The following is a 14,605-nucleotide window of genomic DNA, read 5'->3' as shown; positions in this document are numbered from 1 at the left end:
GCATGCGCCTGCCCGGCCGCCACCGAAGCCGAATGCCCGTTCACCACCCGCTCTATGTTCTGTCGATGAATCGTCCACGGCGCCCGTTCAAGGTGAGGCCGTAACGCTTTCCGGAACTACCGAGGGACTTTTCGTGGCCAGGAAACTCCGTACCGCCGCCGTCGCCGCGTGTCTGGCGATCGCCTCCGTCGCCGGCGGCCTGACGATGTCGTCCGCCCCGGCGGCGGCCGCCACCAGCAGCACCTCCCAGCTGCTCTACCTGTACAACGGCCCGGCCGGCGGGCACGCCTGGGTCTCCGGGTACGACGGCGGCAACTGGTACAACTACGGCTGGGCCAACTACGACGGCTCCGGCTGGACGGTCACCGGCAACCACCGCTGGAGCGGCGGGCAGGTCTGGTTCGACGTCTACGACAGCAATTGGAGCTACCAGTACACGCACTCCTGCGTGATGCAGCCCAACACCTGGGGAGTCGACGCGTACTGCTCCTGAGCGTCCCGAGACCCGGCCGGTTCCGCACCGGCCGGGTGCGGTGACGAGTACCTCAGAAGTCGTCACGACCTCGCCGCACTCGGTTGAATGGGTATCCGTGACTGCTCCCAGCGCCGGCCCCCGGCCCATGACCCGCGGCCTGACCTTCCTGTTCGCGGTCGCCGCGGGCGCCGCCGTCGGCAACCTGTACTGGGCGCAGCCGCTGCTCGACATCATCGGCGACGACCTGCACACACCGCACGGCAGCATGGGCTGGCTGATCACGGCGACCCAGCTCGGCTACGCCGCCGGCATCCTGCTGATCGTGCCGCTCGGCGACCGCCTCGACCGGCGACGCCTGATCCCGGTCATGCTGCTGTGCGCGGCGGCCGCGCTGGTGCTGTGCGCGCTGGCCCCGAACTTCGGATTCCTGCTGGCTGCGATCACCCTGCTCGGCGTGACCACGGTGTCCGGTCAGATCCTCACCCCGCTGGCCGGGGACCTCGCCGAGCCGGCCCACCGCGGCCGGACCGTCGGAACCGTCGCCTCCGGCATCCTGGTCGGCATCCTGACCTCACGGACCATCGCCGGTCTGGTCGCCGGCGTGGCCGGCTGGCGGGCCATCTACCTGGCCGCGGCCGTGGTCACGGTGCTGGTCGCGGCCCTGCTGCACCGGGCCGTCCCACGGCTGGCGCCCAAGACCGGCATCGCCTATCCGGCACTCATCGCCTCGGTCGCGGCAATGACAAAAATTGCTTCCGTACGGTGGACCCTCGCGCTCGCCGCCACCGGATTTGCCGCCTTCACCATGTTCTGGACGGCCCTGACGTTCCTGCTCAGCGCGCCGCCGTTCGACTATCCGACCCCGGTGATCGGCCTGTTCGGTCTGGCCGGCCTGGCCGGTGCCACGGTCGCCCAGCGCGCCGGGCGCCTGCACGACCGCGGGCTGTCGCTGCCGGCCACCGGGCTGGGCTGGGCGCTGATCCTCATCGCGTTCGTGATCGCCGGACTGGGCCGGCACTCGGTAGTGCTGATCGTGGTCGCGATCCTGCTGCTGGACGCGGCGATCCAGGGCGTGAACATCCTGAACCAGACCCGGCTGTTCGCCCTCTCGCACGAGGCCCGCAGCCGCCTGAACACGGTCTACATCACCGGGAACTTCCTGGGCGGCGCGGCCGGCTCGGCCGGCGCCACCCTGCTGTGGAACGCCGGCGGCTGGCCCGCCATCACGATCGCCGGCATGGCGCTGAGCGTCCTGGCCCTCACCATCTGGACCTTCGGCCGCCGCGGCGCGCTGGCCCCCTCAACCCCGGCGGGGGTGAGGTAGGCCGCAGTCCTCGTATAGATTGGCGGGAGTCGATCAATGGAGGACAGTGTGGTCCAGTTTCGTCGATCCCTGACGGTTGCCGTCGCCGCCCTGGTCGCGCTGGTGGCCGTGGCGTCGCCCGCCGCGGCCCACGGCCCGACCGGCCCGACGGCGGGCCCGTGCCAGTACACCCCGACACCGGACGAGCCGGCCGCCCGCCCGGTGCCGCTGCCCCGCGACCCGCGGCACACCCCCGACCGTGGCACGGTCACCGTGGTGCTGCGCACCAACCTGGGGCAGATCCCGCTGGTGCTCGACCGGGCCGAGGCGCCCTGCACCGTGCAGAGCTTCCTGCACCTGGCTCAGCACCGGTTCTACGACCGGACCATCTGCCACCGGCTCACCGCGTACCCGACCTTGAAGGTTCTGCAGTGCGGGGACCCGACCGGAACCGGTGAGGGTGGCCCCGGCTACAGCTACCGTGACGAGCTGCCCACGAATCTGCCGCCCGCGCCCACCGACCCGACCGGTGTCCGTCGTCTCTACGCCCGGGGTGTGCTGGCGATGGCCAACGCCGGCCCCGACACCAACGGCAGTCAATTCTTCCTGGTGTACGGCGATTCGGCGCTGCGCCCCAACTATTCGATCTTCGGGCAGGTGACTCCTCGCGGCCTGACCACCCTCGACCGTGTCGCGGCCGGCGGTATTGAGCCGACCGCCGACGACCCGGCCCCGGTCGACGGGACACCGGCCCGGCGCACCGAGATCCGCAAGGCCGACGTCCGCCGTCACTGAGCCGTCCCCGGTCGCGACAATAGGACGGTGAGATCCTGGGCGTTGGCGTCCTCGGCGGTCGCGCCGGTGGCGCTGATCGGCGGCTGGACGCTCGCCGCGCGGCGCCAACCGGGCGGCTTCGACAGCACGGTCGAGACGATCAGCGCGCTGGCCGGGCACCACGCCGCCGACCGGTGGCTGATGACCACGGCCCTGGTGTGCGTCGGGATCTGTCACGTGCTGACCGCGCTGGGCCTGTCCCCGGCGGCCGGGCCCGGCCGGGTCGCGCTCGGCGCCGGGGGAGTGGCGACCCTGCTGGTGGCGGCGTTCCCGCTGCCGGTGGCCGGGCCGGCGCCGGCTCATGCGGTGTCGGCCGGCCTGGCGTTTGCCGCCCTGTCGGTGTGGCCGGCCCTCGCCTGGCGCCGGCACCTCCCCGTCCCGGCGACGCTGCGGGCCACGGTGTCGTGCCTGGCCGCCGTGGTGCTGCTCGCCCTGGTGGCCTGGTTCGCCACGTCCCTCGGGACCGGCGTCCGGGTCGGCCTGGCCGAGCGTGTCGCGGCCGGCGCGCAGGCGTTCTGGCCCCTGGTGGTGACGGTGTCGCTGTTTGTCCAGGGCCGGCCCGGGTCCATTCGGTCCTGGATAGCATCGCGCTGACCTACGAGCGCATCAGCTGGCCGGCCGCCCGGCGACGGTCAGATGTCCTGGGTCCAGACGCCCTGGGGATGCTCGTCGGGCGGAAGCCAGAGGTGCGGCTGGGAGAGGCTGCCGGTGTCCCACGGGAACGCCCCGTCCCGGTCCGGCCAGACGACCTCGAGGAACGGGATGGGCGGCTGCCGGTAGAACCAGATGCCCTGGCCGAAGAACGCTTTGAACCAGCCCGGCTCGACGGTCCTCAGGCGCAGCGGATATCCGTTGACGACGTCCTCATGGGCCTGACCGTCGGCCAGGGCGTCGCGCTTGCCGAGGATGTTCAGGCAGGACTGCATGGTGTTCAGGTCGAGGCCGAACATGGCCAGTTCCGGTTCGCCCCGGCTGTGCCAGCGACCGATCGTGTACGACCAGCCCGGCCCGTTCTCGTCGGCGGGAACACCGGTGACGCTCCACCCGAACGTCTCCACGTTGTCGATCACGCCACGGTCGGCGGTGTCGTACTCGTCCCGATCGCCGTAGTCGTGGCAGATCACGCAGCGGCAGATCCGCGAAGATTCGAACACGCACAGAGCGTATGCGGTCGCCGTGACGTCCCGGCGGGCGGAGTCCGTCCGCAGCATCGTCAGCAGCCTGCTCTACCGGATGCCGGTGCCTCGGGCCCGGAGGGCGATGAGGACGTCGTCACCGCCGGTGGGGTCGACGGTGCAGTGCAGTCCGAGGTCGGTGATCCGGCCGTCGCGTACGTTCCACTCGGTGGCGCCCGGGGCGCGTCCCAGGATCGGGCCGAGCGCGTCGATGGTGGCTTTCCACAGGTTGGCCCAGGCTCGGCCAGGTCCGACGACGAACGCCAGCTGGAGGTCGACGCCGCCGTCCGGCAGCGGTCGGGCCACGGTGATCTGGTCGCGGATCTGCTGCTTGTACATGATGCTGGTCGCTGATGCGGTTGTCCGCACCTCGAACGAGCACGTCCCACCCGGGTCGTCGACCGTGCGGGCTTCGCCGACGGCAACCGATGACGTGGCCGCGTGGCGTTTGGTCGCCCACACGGAAACGAACTGCCGGTCCAGGTGCTTCGCCAGCCTCGGGACGAGGGGGAACAGGTAGTTGTCGAGATCGTTGAGCGCGAGCAGCGGCACGCTGTCCGGCAGCCCGATGTCCAGGCGTAGCGCGAGCGTGCCGGGCGCGGCCTGCGCCGGCTCGGTGACGGCAGAACGGACTTCCTCGATGAATGCGGCCGAGCGGAGCTGACCGGGCGACCCGGCCTTGTCCCAGCTGGCGAGGGCCGGCACGACGTCGAGGGCGGTGCCCACGGCCTCGGGCCGACGGTAGAAGACGGGCCCGGGGACAGCGAACGGCATGTGGCTCATCCTGCGAGGTGGCCGGTGGCTCGCAGCAGCGCGGCGGTGAAGCGGTTGAGGTCGGGGAGCTGTTGCGGGGCGAACCAGCCCAGCTCGCTGATCTCCTCCCGGTCGGGGGCGGGCGTCCCGTCGGCGACGTCGGCCCGGTAGACGGCGGTGACGTAGGCGACCCGGTCGCCGTTGGGGTAGGTGACCTCGTAGTCGGCGCCGCCGAGCACGTCCAGCAGCCGCGGCTCGCCGATGCGGATGCCGGTCTCCTCCAGGATCTCCCGTGCGGCCGCCCGGGCCGGGGACTCGCCGAGGTCGACCGCGCCGCCGGGCACCGCCCACCCGTCGTGGTCGCCGGAATGGCGCACCAGCAGGAGCCGGCCGCGATCGTCGGTGACGATGACCGACACCGACGGCAGCAGGATCTGTTCGTGGCCGATCAGCGCCCGTAGCCGGGCCAGGTGCGGGGACATCGCCATCAGGACACGTTACGGTGCTCCGGCCGTACCCGATAATTGTTGGTGATCGCCAGGCGAAGCCGGCGGCCGGGCGAATCGCATGAATGCAGGTGGGGGACGGCGATGCGCCGTCCCCCACCTGTTTGCGAATTGCCGGGTGTCAGCTGACCTTGTAGCTGTACGGCAGGTCGATCAGCTCGTCACCGCCGAGCGTGACCTGGCTGATCGTGTCGACGTACAGGTGGCCCTTCACGGTCGATCCCTTGGCGGCGCTCGGCGTGATGGTCACCAGGATCGTCGTGCTCTGGCCCGGCTGGAGCAGCACCGGAGCCGGGACGTCGGCCGCGGCGGCGTTCGCCTCGGTGGCCGCGGCCGGCTGGCCGGTGGCCTGAGCCACGAACTTGCCGGCCTTGGCCCCGGCCTTGAGCGCGGCCAGCGCCGCCTCGTCGCCGGTGCCGACGCCGAGCTGCCAGAAGTCACCGGTCGACGAGGTCACCGCCGGGTCGAAGAGCTGACCCTGGGCCACCGCGGCGGTGGAGACCGAGCCGGCCGGGGCGGGGCCGTCGAACGGGCCGGTCTGCCCGATGTCGGCCGCCCAGAGGCCGGGCGACACCTGCGGGGCCTGGACGCGGACGAGCGCGCCGTTGCCCTGGGCCGAGGAGTACACCTCCGGCTCACCGGAGCTGTAGAACAGGTCCAGGTTGACCGGCTGGGTCGCCGCGGCCTGGACGGTCAGCTGCTTGCTCTCCGAGGGCACCAGCCACTGCGGGTACACGCCGGCCGGAACCGGCAGCGCGGTGGTGGCGTTGCCGCTCAGCTCGACCAGCGGCAGGTCGCCGACGGTGTTGAGCCGGGCGTCGGCGAAGTAGGTCAGCGGAGCGGCGCCGGTGTTGGTCACCTTGACCGGGACCGTGACCGCCTTGCCGGCCTTCAGCGACGAGCCGTTGGGCAGCGCGGCGCTGACCTTGACCGTGTTGAAGGTGACCTTGCCGGTGAACGGCTGGGCGACCTCGAGGCCGCTCTGCGGGTTGGTGAAGTCGAGCGTCAGCAGCCAGCGGCCCGCCTGCGGGTTACGCCGGTAGATCTGCAGCGCCTTGTCGTTCACGCCCTGGCCGGCCGCGTCGGCGTACAGGTTGCTCTGGTACGAGTAGACCTGGCCGTCCGGTGAGGTGAGCACGCCGTAGTAGGTGACGGCCGGGTCGGCCACGCTGACGCTGATGCCGAGGTCCTTCTTGCCCTTCGGGACGTCGAGGTAGTAGGCGTTGCTCTGCCCGTACCCGCCGGCCCCGGAACGGCCGTTGCCGCCGGTCAGCACGCCGCGGAAGGTGTTGCTGCCGGCGCTGGTCGGGATCAGCGTCCGAGCGGTCAGCGGCACCGAGGTGACCAGGCCGAGCGGGGTCGACAGCTGCACCGAGGCGCTCACGTCACCCGGGTTCTTCGGCAGCTTGGTGGTGACCTTCACGGTGCCGGTGGCCCCCGGGGCGAGCGAGAGCGTCGACGGTGACACCGAGCCGAAGCCGGTGAACTTCGACGTGGTCGCCTGCCACGTGATCGGGCCGTTGAAGCCCGAGGACTGCGAGAGGCCGAGGTACGCCGTCCACGTGCCGAACGACGGGTAGCGCACGTCGATGTGCCCGAAGTTGCCCGCGCCCTGCGGAATCGAGTACGCCTGGTAGACGCCCTGCGGGTCGATCAGGATGATGCGCAGCGCGAACGGGTCGGCGGCTCCGGCGATGGAGAAGTCGAGCCGGTCGGCGCCGATCCCCACCTTGAACTTCTGGGCCACGTAGCTGCGGGCGATGCCGATCTGGTCGATGAACGCCGGAGCGGTCGCCGTGTTCAGGGTGACGGTGCCCGACTGGGTGCTGGTGGCCGGCCCGAGCGTACGGGTCGACAGGTTGACCTTCTGGGTGTTGCCGCTGACGTTGGTGATCGCCAGCTTCGAGGTCGTGGTGCCGCCCGGCTGCCCGTCGGTGACCAGCTGGGTCTTGTCGACGACGAGCGCGGTGCCCTGAGCCTTCGGCGAGCCGTTGCGGTCCTTGTAGCTCAGCGCGGCCCGGACCGCGGCCAGCGTGTTGAGCTGGCCGGCGCCCTGCTCGTAGGCGGGGTGACCGAGGTCGGTCGCGGTGCTGGTGAGCAGCTGCTTGACCAGCGCCGGGGCCGGACGGACACCGTGGTGGGCGCTCTTGTAGGCCTGGATGACCAGGGCCGCCGCACCGGCGGTGAACGGCGACGACTGGCTGGTGCCACCGAAGTCCTGGATCGACGCGGGCGCACCCTTGTAGTTGACGCAGTCCTCGTAGATCTCGGTGTCGGGCGTGCACAGCGCCCAGCCGAGGTCACCGGGGGCGGCCAGGTCGGGCACCCGTCCGTGCGAGGTGACACCGCCCGAGCTCAGGCCCGAGATGTTGCCGTTGGCCCAGGTGCCGTTGGAGAACGGGAAGCCGGAGGAACCGGTCTGGGCGTACGACCGGAACGTGGTCGTCGCCGCGACCGAGATCACCTTGGCGTCGCTGGCCGGGGACCCGATGGTGCCGGTCGTGCCGGCGTCACCGGTGCTCGCCACGACGGTCACGCCCGCGTCCACGGCCGCGTCGTCGGCCAGCGAGATCGGGTCGTTGCCGAGGTCGGGGAACGGGTTGCCGCCGAACGACTCGTTGATCACGTCGACGCCGGCGTCGTTCACCGCGTAGTCCAGCGCCTGGATGAAGCGCGAGGTCGGCGCGGTGTTGGCGTTGCCGAACACCTTGAGGCCGACCAGGCTCGCGCCGGGCGCGATACCGCGGACCGTGATCGTGCAGCCCTTGGGCAGCGGGTGGGCCGGGTTGACGAAGTCGGCCAGGTCGTAGGTGTGCAGGCCCTGGGCCGCGATCGAGCTCGCGTCGCCGAACGCCTCGGCGGCCGAGCTGGGTGCGTCCGGGCCCTCGCTCGAGAAGTCCTTGTAGTCGACGAAGACGTGGCTGCCGTCGGCCCGGATGAAGTCCGGGTTGTTGATGTCGAGACCGTCGGCCAGGAAGGCGACCTTCACGCCCGCGCCGGTGGCCAGCGACTGCGCCTGCGGCGTCGCCGGGTTGGCGAAGGCGGTGTTCGTCGTCTGCAGAGCCTCCGGCTCCAGCAGCGGCTTGGACGGGTCGGCCGGGCAGATCGACGAGGCCGCTGGCGCCGCTCCGGCGCCCGCGGCCGGCGTGGCCGCGTCGGGGCCGGTCGGTGCCTTGGTGATCGGCAGGTCCGGGTAGACCGCGGCGACCGTCGGATCGGCGGTCAGCGCGGAGACCTGCGCGGTCGTCGCGGTCGCGGCGATCGCGTTGACGCTGGTGAAGCCGCGGACGTCGCGCATGCCGGCGGACTTGGCCCGGGAGATGACCGGGGCCTGATCCTTCTTGTCGGCCTGCGCGCGGGGCGAGTTCGCACTGCGCGTGAAAGCCAGGTCTTTGTGCTGGTCGCGCAGGATGACGATGACGCCCCGAGCCGGCTGGCCGGCGGTGGCCGGCAGCTTGACTACGGGATGCGCGGCAAGCGCCGGTGCCGGATAGGCAACGGCCAGTGCTCCGATAGAGGCGAGAGATGCTGCAAGCACCCCTCTTGCCATAAATGGCATGCAGTGCTCCTCGCATACGACGACCGGGGGGAACCCCACGTAGATCAATGCGGAGCATTGATCGCCCTATCTGGACGCACAAGAGTCAAATGTCATGGTCATCGTTGCGAGTGAATGCTAAAGGCCGAGCAAAATCAGGTATGAAAGGGGCAATTTCCCGAAGACGCTTGTACCGCCCTGTTGACACAAGGGCCGGCTGGTTGTTCTCCTTGTACCGTTCACTCGATACAAGGAGGCGCTATGGACACCGCTGGGCGATGCCGTCTACTGGGGTTCGGGCTCGGTGCGGGCATCGGGTTCGTGCTGACCCGTACCTACCTGTTCGACCTCGCCCCGGTCGTACTGGCACTGTGCCTGGCCATCGGCGTCCTGGCCGGTGAGGCGGTGTCCCGACGGCCGCCGGGCGAATTCATGACGGCCACCTTGCGTACCCGTCGAATCCGGGATTATCTGCCGGTGGCCCCGGTCGTGGTCAGCCTCGCACTGGAGCTGACGCTCGCCGCCGTGACGTGGTGGTTCCGCACACCGGCTCGTCCCGACCACGAGATCGAGTACTTCGGGACGGCGGCACCCGTCACCCTCGTGACCAGCTGGGTGACGCTCGCGGCGGCCGCCGTACTGACCCTGGTCACGGTGTGGCTGGTGGTCAGAAGCGGCGCGGTCGCGAACGAGACCGGGCGCCACGCCATCGTGAACCGTCTCGCCCACGCCTACGCGGCCCTGACCGCCACCATTTTTACTTCAACCACTTTCTGGTACGCGGATTCGCAGCTGGACTGGCGTGGCGGAGGAGTCCCGGCCTGGGGCGTGGCACTGGGCGCGCTCGCCGGACTGGGGTTGGCCACCCTCGCGTACTACGCGGGGCAACTGCTCCGGCCCCAGCACAGCACCGGCAACGACCGCGCGCTCGTCGTCGCCCACCCGTGACCGCCGAACCGGCCATCCGGCTGGAACCGGGCTCGGCGGTGCCACCCTACGAGCAGGTCCGGCACCAGATCGCCGACCTGATCAGGCACGGTCTGCTGCCCGCGGGCAAAAAGCTTCCTCCGGTACGGCAACTCGCCGCCGACCTGGGCGTGGCCAACGGCACGGTGGCGCGGGCCTATCAGGAGCTGGAGGCATCCGGCCTGGTCACGACCCGGCGGGCGGCCGGAACGCGGGTCGCGGCCGTCACGACGTTGACCCCGGAGGCCCGGGCCGCGTCCCTTCTGGAGCGGGCCCAGGAGTACGTCCTCGCCGCGCGCCAGCTCGGCGCCGACGACCCCGAACTCCGCGCCGCGCTGGACGCCGCCCTGGCCGGACCGGCCGGAGCGGCCGTCACGCTCGTTCCCGAGCCTGGTTCTGGGTAGTCAGCCGAGCGCGTACCACCGGCCGCTGACGACCTCGCGTAAGACGCCGCTCCTGGCGAGTTCGGTGCAAGCCGCGTTGATCTCGTCGCTGGTGTACCTGTCTTCGGCGGCTTCGCCGAGAAACCACCGGATCCGCCAGGAATCGAAGGCCTCTACGCGCCGATCGAGTTCGGGATCGTCCACCAGATCGACGTCGACCTCCCGGCCGTCCGGGGCGATCATCCGGCACCCCGCCGTCCATCGCCGCCGCATCGCCGCTCTCGAATCGCTGGGCGAACAGGTCGAAGCTCACGCGTGCAAGCTAGCCGCTGATCGGCTCTTCTCCACGACGGGAGCGGGAGCCAGACCAGTGACGCGAGCCGAACCGGAGTTATCCTCCGCCCGTGTCGTTTTCTCCCGATGAGCGTGAGCGCCTGCTCAGGCTCTACCGCGCTCGCGTCGACGCCTACCCCGACGTCGACGAGGGGTACGCAGAGCGCTGGCGCACCTGGTGCCGAACCCTGCTGACGTTCGGCGGTTCTCTTGTCGTCCCGCATCGTGGCCCGGAGACCGACCTGGACGCCCTCCTCGCCGGCGGTTCCCTCGTGAGCCTTCCGGTTCGCCAGTTGCCGGGGGAGCCGGGCGAGTGCCACCGCAATGTCGCGTCCGGCTGGATCGACGGAGCGTTCGCGTCCATCGGTACGGGCTATGCGCTCTCCGACGATCAGCTCTGGCGTCAGCATTCGTGGGGCCTGACCTCCGGCGTCGAGCTGGTGGAGACCGCCGATCCCAGGCTCGCCTACGTGGGCATCACCCTGCCGGCCGGGGCGGCGACCATGCAGTTCGCCGGCAGTAATGCCCAGGACCATCTCAAAGCGGTATTGCAGCAGCGCGGCCCCCGGGCGCCCGAGCTGATCAGGATGATTCGCGAGCTGGCCGGGGCCGGCTGAGCCGGCGGTTCTTCGAGGGGGAACGGATGCGGATTGCGATCTCCGGTACGCACGGGACCGGGAAAACCACGCTGGCCGAGGCGCTCTGTGCGCACCTGCCGGAGCATGTCATGGCCGAAGAGCCGTACTACCTTCTGGAGGAGCAGGGCTACGAGTTCGGGTTCCCGCCCTCGTCGGAGGATTACCGGGCGATGCTGGCCTGCTCGATCCGGGGTCTGCGGGCGCCGTCGGCGTCCGGGGTCGTCTTCGACCGTTCGCCGCTGGACTATCTCGCCTACCTGGCCGCGATCGGGGTGGACTGGTCGGAGCAGGTCGATGCCGGTTCACTGCGCCCGGCCTTCGCGACTCTCGATCTGCTGGTCGTCGTGGCGGTCACGCCGGAGACCGAGCGGAGTCTGCCCGCCGCCGAGCTGCCGGGTCTTCGCTCGCGCATGAACGATGCGCTGCTGGAGCTGGTGTACGACGACCCGCTCGACGCGTGGACGGACATCCCGGTGCTGGAGTTGAGCGGACCGCTCGACGATCGGCTGGACACGGTTCTGGCCGCCCTCGGCCCGCACCGGAGAACCCCGGCCCGGTCGTGATCGGGACCGGGGCCGGACGGCGGTGGACTATCCGGCCACCGGGACCGTTTCGGGCGAGGCCGCGTGCTCGACCTCCATCAGGCTCATCTCGTGGCGTTCGGCCTCGTACGCCTTGTGGCCGCCGCGAATCCCGAACAGGCGCTTGGACACCAGCAGGTAGATGACCGCGGCCACGTTGATGACCAGGGCGCCGACCCGGAACCAGGTCAGGCGTTCGGTCAGTTCGTAGATCTCGATCGGCAGGCCGAACGACGTGGCGACCAGCGCGAAGTACTCGCCCCAGCGCTTGAGCAGCCACAGGCCGGCCCCTTCGGTGAGCTGCAGTACCCCGTACCCGATAAGGGCGATGCCGGCCCACAGCAGCGTGTCCGACTGGGCTTCGACGACCCGCCGGATCGTCTCGACGACGGCCGAGTTCTCCAGGTTCCAGCCGATCTTGTCGGTGAACGGCTTGAGCAGCGGAATGTCCTCGTGGAAGGCCCGCTGGATGGCGTCGCGGCTGTCCCGGAACTGGATCACGCCGTAGCCGGCGGCGAGCACGAACACACCTTTGATGAAGCGTTCGACGGCCAGCAGCCGCAGGATCACCGCGTCACGCAGGGCCCGGCCCCGCGGCACGAGCGGAGCATCGGCGGCCGGTCCGCTCATCCGGGGCTCACCCAGCACGAAAGTGCCGCAGCGCAGGCAGCGCCAGGCCGACCCGAGCGAGGTCTGGGCGTGCAGCCGGTCGCGCAGGTCGTCCTCGACCGGCGCATATGTCAGGTGTCCGCGACGCCCGCAGACCAACAGGTTCATGTCCACAACCCAAGTTGATACAACATCGGGTCATCCGGTCGCGCGTTAGTACCGGTCCCGGCGTACGACGTGGGCGTCGACCAGGTCGAGGAACGCCCGCACGACCGGTGTGGGCGTGCGCCCGCCCAGGGTGGCCGCGGCCAGGGTCCACGACGCGGCCGGCGGGTCGAGGTCGACCGAGGTGACCCGGTGATCGTCCTCGGCGGCCAGGGGCGGCACCAGGGCCAGGCCGATGCCGGACGCCACGTACCCGGGAATGGTGGTGATGTCACTGACCTCGACGGCGATGGTGCGGGTGATGCCGGCGCGACGGAAGTCGTTGTCGGTGCGGATGCGGTTGCAGAATCCGGGTGGGAGGTCGATGAACGGCTCGTCGGCCAGCGCCGCCGGGCTCACCGTGGACTGCCCGGCCAGCGGGTGGCCGGCCGGCACGAGCAGCCGCGGCTGGAAGTCGGCGATCGGTTCCAGGTGCAGGTCGGGCACGCTCGCGGCCTGCACACCGACGAACGTGACGTCGAGTTCGCGGGCGCGCAGCGCGGCCAGCAGCCCGTCGGTGCCGCCGGCGGCCATGCTCAGGTTCAGCCGCACGGCCGGGTGGCGGCCGCGGAAGTCGCTGACCAGGCCGGGCAGGTCGACGGCGGTCAGGCCGGAGAGGGTGCCGACGCGCAGGCTGCCGGTCAGCCCTTCGCGCAGGCCGGCGACGGCGGCGCGGGCCTGGTCGAGGGCGTCGAGGGCCCGGCGGGCCTCGGGCAGCAGCGCCTTGCCGGCCTCGGTGAGGGAGACCTTGCTGGTGCTGCGTTCGAACAGGGGTGCGCCGAGGTGTCGTTCGAGCGCGCGGATGCTCGCCGAGACGGTCGACTGCACGGCGTGGCTGCGCTGGGCGGCCCGGGTGAAGTTGAGCTCCTCGGCGACGGCCACGAAATACTGCAGTTGACGCTGCTCCACGCGCCGATCGTAATCGCCCCGGACGATAAGGCATATCGCTACTATTCGTTGGTGGCGAACACCTCGCCTTGGCAGGCTGGAGGAAGACATCCGATCCTGATCGAGGAGCTCGGCACCATGAACGTTTTCCTGACCGGCGCCACCGGCCACATCGGCTCGGCGCTCCTGCCCGCCCTGATCTCCGCCGGCCACTCCGTCACCGCGCTGGTGCGCTCGGAGGAGAAGGCGGCCACCGTGCGCTCGACCGGCGCCGACGCCGTCATCGGTGACATTCAAGACCTTGCTCTCGTACGGCGGTTGGCCGCCGCCGCCGAAGCCGTGATCGCCACCGCGTCCCCGGGCGACGCGACCAGCAGTACCGTCGAGACGGCGTTCGCCGAGGCGGTCCTCGACGGCCTGACCCCGGGGGCCGCGTTCCTGCGCACCGGCGGCGTGTGGGTGCACGGTTCGGCCCCGGACATCACCGAGCAGACCCCGCGCAACGCGCCTGCGCTCGTCGCCTGGCGTGAGGAGCTGGACTCGCGGGTGCTGGCCGCACCCGGGATCCGCTCGGTCCTGATCGAGCCGGGCCTGGTCTACGGCAACGGCGTCGGCATCCCCACCCTGGTGTTCGCGGGGGAGCAGGCCGGCGACCCGGCCGCGCTGCGCCTGGTCGGCCCCGGCACCCAGCACTGGACCAGCGTGCACGTCGACGACCTGGCCGAGCTGTACGTGGCCGCCCTGGAGCAGGCCGAGACCGGCTCGGTGTACCTGGGCGTCAGCGGCGACAACCCGACGGTCCGTGAACTGGGCGAGGTCGCCTCCCGCCGGCTGGGCCTCGACGGCCGCGTGGTCGCCGAGGACGCCGCCGCACTGGTCGAACGGCTCGGCGGGTTCGGCGAGGCACTGCTGCTCGACCAGCAGGCCACCGGCGAGAAGGCCCGCCGCGAACTGGGCTGGAAGCCGTCCCGCCGCTCCCTGATCGACGAGTTCGCCGCCGGCGGCTACGACCCGTCCTGACCGCCGGGCACGGAACCGATGCACGGCTACGGCAACCGAGAACGATCATGAAGCAGCCGGTGTGACCGGGGGCTCCGCTCCCCGGTCCTACGGTGCTACCGGAGCCGCGCGCACGACTCTGATGACGATGGTGGCCGCGATCGCGGTTTCGACCCATCGCGACGGCGGCGCCACCCCAGCCCGGCAGGGCCAGTGCCAGCTGATCGAGTGGCCGATGGTGAAGCTCAGGGTGATCAGGGGAGCCGGCGCTCTATGCACGTTGGCTGACCATTGATCGCCTACCGGCTGTTGCCCGAGCGAGACGATCATGATGCCCGCCCGTCGGTGCCGACGCCGTGAACCCATCGGCGAGCGGGAGCGTACGAGGTAGTAGGTAGGCAGTTGTCCTGCCTTGGTGAC

General features: G+C 70.8%; 16 protein-coding genes. 9 read left to right on the top strand and 7 right to left on the bottom strand.

The genetic code is table 11. The features are described from left to right. Positions 1–133 precede the first annotated feature (133 nt). The 4 genes from ACSHV8_RS25465 (at position 134) to ACSHV8_RS25450 (ending at position 3,206) form a co-directional block, all read left to right on the top strand. Complete coding sequence (locus tag ACSHV8_RS25465) at positions 134–493, top strand: hypothetical protein (RefSeq protein WP_436536444.1); 360 nt, start codon at positions 134–136, stop codon at positions 491–493. A gap of 97 nt (positions 494–590) precedes the next feature. Next, complete coding sequence (locus ACSHV8_RS25460) at positions 591–1,799, top strand: MFS transporter (protein ID WP_436536442.1); 1,209 nt, start codon at positions 591–593, stop codon at positions 1,797–1,799. Positions 1,800–1,835: 36 nt separating this feature from the next. Further along, positions 1,836–2,573 carry a peptidylprolyl isomerase gene (locus ACSHV8_RS25455; RefSeq protein ID WP_436536440.1) on the top strand — a complete coding sequence of 246 codons (738 nt, stop codon included), beginning with the start codon at positions 1,836–1,838 and terminating at the stop codon, positions 2,571–2,573. A 27-nt stretch (positions 2,574–2,600) separates the two neighbouring features. Beyond that, positions 2,601–3,206, top strand: coding sequence for a DUF998 domain-containing protein (locus tag ACSHV8_RS25450; RefSeq protein ID WP_436536438.1), 606 nt, complete (start codon positions 2,601–2,603; stop codon positions 3,204–3,206). Between the two features lie 38 nt (positions 3,207–3,244). Here ACSHV8_RS25450 and ACSHV8_RS25445 read toward each other — a convergent pair whose 3' ends face one another. The 4 genes from ACSHV8_RS25445 to ACSHV8_RS25430 all read right to left on the bottom strand — a co-directional run bounded on the left by ACSHV8_RS25445 (position 3,245) and on the right by ACSHV8_RS25430 (position 8,584). Further along, positions 3,245–3,766 carry a DUF4262 domain-containing protein gene (locus ACSHV8_RS25445; RefSeq protein ID WP_436536436.1) on the bottom strand — a complete coding sequence of 174 codons (522 nt, stop codon included), beginning with the start codon at positions 3,764–3,766 and terminating at the stop codon, positions 3,245–3,247. A 72-nt stretch (positions 3,767–3,838) separates the two neighbouring features. After that, complete coding sequence (locus ACSHV8_RS25440) at positions 3,839–4,561, bottom strand: hypothetical protein (protein WP_436536434.1); 723 nt, start codon at positions 4,559–4,561, stop codon at positions 3,839–3,841. Between the two features lie 5 nt (positions 4,562–4,566). After that, positions 4,567–5,028, bottom strand: a complete 462-nt coding sequence (locus tag ACSHV8_RS25435) for an NUDIX domain-containing protein (RefSeq protein ID WP_436536432.1) — start codon at positions 5,026–5,028, stop codon at positions 4,567–4,569. 139 nt (positions 5,029–5,167) lie between these two features. Beyond that, a complete protein-coding gene (locus ACSHV8_RS25430; RefSeq protein WP_436536430.1) occupies positions 5,168–8,584 on the bottom strand; it encodes a S8 family serine peptidase in 3,417 nt (1,138 codons plus the stop codon). A 261-nt stretch (positions 8,585–8,845) separates the two neighbouring features. Here ACSHV8_RS25430 and ACSHV8_RS25425 point away from each other — a divergent pair, with 261 nt between their 5' ends. Together ACSHV8_RS25425 and ACSHV8_RS25420 are read left to right on the top strand one after the other, a co-directional pair. Beyond that, positions 8,846–9,532 (top strand): hypothetical protein, encoded by a 687-nt coding sequence (locus tag ACSHV8_RS25425; protein WP_436536428.1) that lies wholly within the window; start codon positions 8,846–8,848, stop codon positions 9,530–9,532. Continuing rightward, the gene (locus ACSHV8_RS25420; RefSeq protein ID WP_436536426.1) at positions 9,529–9,954 is read left to right on the top strand and encodes a GntR family transcriptional regulator; all 426 of its coding nucleotides are present in this window, start codon (positions 9,529–9,531) and stop codon (positions 9,952–9,954) included. Before ACSHV8_RS25425 ends, ACSHV8_RS25420 begins: the two co-directional genes overlap by 4 nt. Here ACSHV8_RS25420 and ACSHV8_RS25415 read toward each other — a convergent pair whose 3' ends face one another. Beyond that, positions 9,955–10,176 (bottom strand): DUF6896 domain-containing protein, encoded by a 222-nt coding sequence (locus tag ACSHV8_RS25415; RefSeq protein ID WP_436536424.1) that lies wholly within the window; start codon positions 10,174–10,176, stop codon positions 9,955–9,957. Between the two features lie 161 nt (positions 10,177–10,337). Between ACSHV8_RS25415 and ACSHV8_RS25410 the strand changes: the two genes are divergently transcribed. Continuing rightward, entirely contained in the window at positions 10,338–10,883 is a 546-nt protein-coding gene (locus ACSHV8_RS25410) for a hypothetical protein (protein WP_436536422.1), read from the top strand. A gap of 26 nt (positions 10,884–10,909) precedes the next feature. Further along, the gene (locus tag ACSHV8_RS25405; protein ID WP_436536420.1) at positions 10,910–11,467 is read left to right on the top strand and encodes an ATP/GTP-binding protein; all 558 of its coding nucleotides are present in this window, start codon (positions 10,910–10,912) and stop codon (positions 11,465–11,467) included. A gap of 27 nt (positions 11,468–11,494) precedes the next feature. Here ACSHV8_RS25405 and ACSHV8_RS25400 read toward each other — a convergent pair whose 3' ends face one another. Then, the gene (locus ACSHV8_RS25400; RefSeq protein WP_436536418.1) at positions 11,495–12,262 is read right to left on the bottom strand and encodes a DUF2127 domain-containing protein; all 768 of its coding nucleotides are present in this window, start codon (positions 12,260–12,262) and stop codon (positions 11,495–11,497) included. A gap of 45 nt (positions 12,263–12,307) precedes the next feature. Continuing rightward, complete coding sequence (locus ACSHV8_RS25395) at positions 12,308–13,207, bottom strand: LysR family transcriptional regulator (protein WP_436536416.1); 900 nt, start codon at positions 13,205–13,207, stop codon at positions 12,308–12,310. A gap of 117 nt (positions 13,208–13,324) precedes the next feature. Here ACSHV8_RS25395 and ACSHV8_RS25390 point away from each other — a divergent pair, with 117 nt between their 5' ends. Further along, positions 13,325–14,206 carry an NAD-dependent epimerase/dehydratase family protein gene (locus ACSHV8_RS25390; protein WP_436536414.1) on the top strand — a complete coding sequence of 294 codons (882 nt, stop codon included), beginning with the start codon at positions 13,325–13,327 and terminating at the stop codon, positions 14,204–14,206. Positions 14,207–14,605 lie beyond the last annotated feature (399 nt).

It is taken from the genome of Actinoplanes sp. HUAS TT8, from assembly GCF_051380535.1.
Classification (GTDB): Bacteria; Actinomycetota; Actinomycetes; order Mycobacteriales; family Micromonosporaceae; genus Actinoplanes.
The sequence above is the reverse complement of the archived record's forward strand: the minus strand, read 5'-3'. Positions and strand labels throughout refer to the sequence as shown.

What these genes read in the sequence shown, in the direction of transcription:
- ACSHV8_RS25425 (WP_436536428.1), top strand. Translation starts at nt 8,846, where the DNA reads ATGGACACCGCTGGGCGATGCCGTCTACTGGGGTTCGGGCTCGGTGCG.
- ACSHV8_RS25405 (WP_436536420.1), top strand. Translation starts at nt 10,910, where the DNA reads ATGCGGATTGCGATCTCCGGTACGCACGGGACCGGGAAAACCACGCTG.
- ACSHV8_RS25400 (WP_436536418.1), bottom strand. Translation starts at nt 12,262, where the DNA reads ATGAACCTGTTGGTCTGCGGGCGTCGCGGACACCTGACATATGCGCCG.
- ACSHV8_RS25455 (WP_436536440.1), top strand. Translation starts at nt 1,836, where the DNA reads ATGGAGGACAGTGTGGTCCAGTTTCGTCGATCCCTGACGGTTGCCGTC.
- ACSHV8_RS25440 (WP_436536434.1), bottom strand. Translation starts at nt 4,561, where the DNA reads ATGCCGTTCGCTGTCCCCGGGCCCGTCTTCTACCGTCGGCCCGAGGCC.
- ACSHV8_RS25390 (WP_436536414.1), top strand. Translation starts at nt 13,325, where the DNA reads ATGAACGTTTTCCTGACCGGCGCCACCGGCCACATCGGCTCGGCGCTC.
- ACSHV8_RS25435 (WP_436536432.1), bottom strand. Translation starts at nt 5,028, where the DNA reads ATGGCGATGTCCCCGCACCTGGCCCGGCTACGGGCGCTGATCGGCCAC.
- ACSHV8_RS25415 (WP_436536424.1), bottom strand. Translation starts at nt 10,176, where the DNA reads ATGATCGCCCCGGACGGCCGGGAGGTCGACGTCGATCTGGTGGACGAT.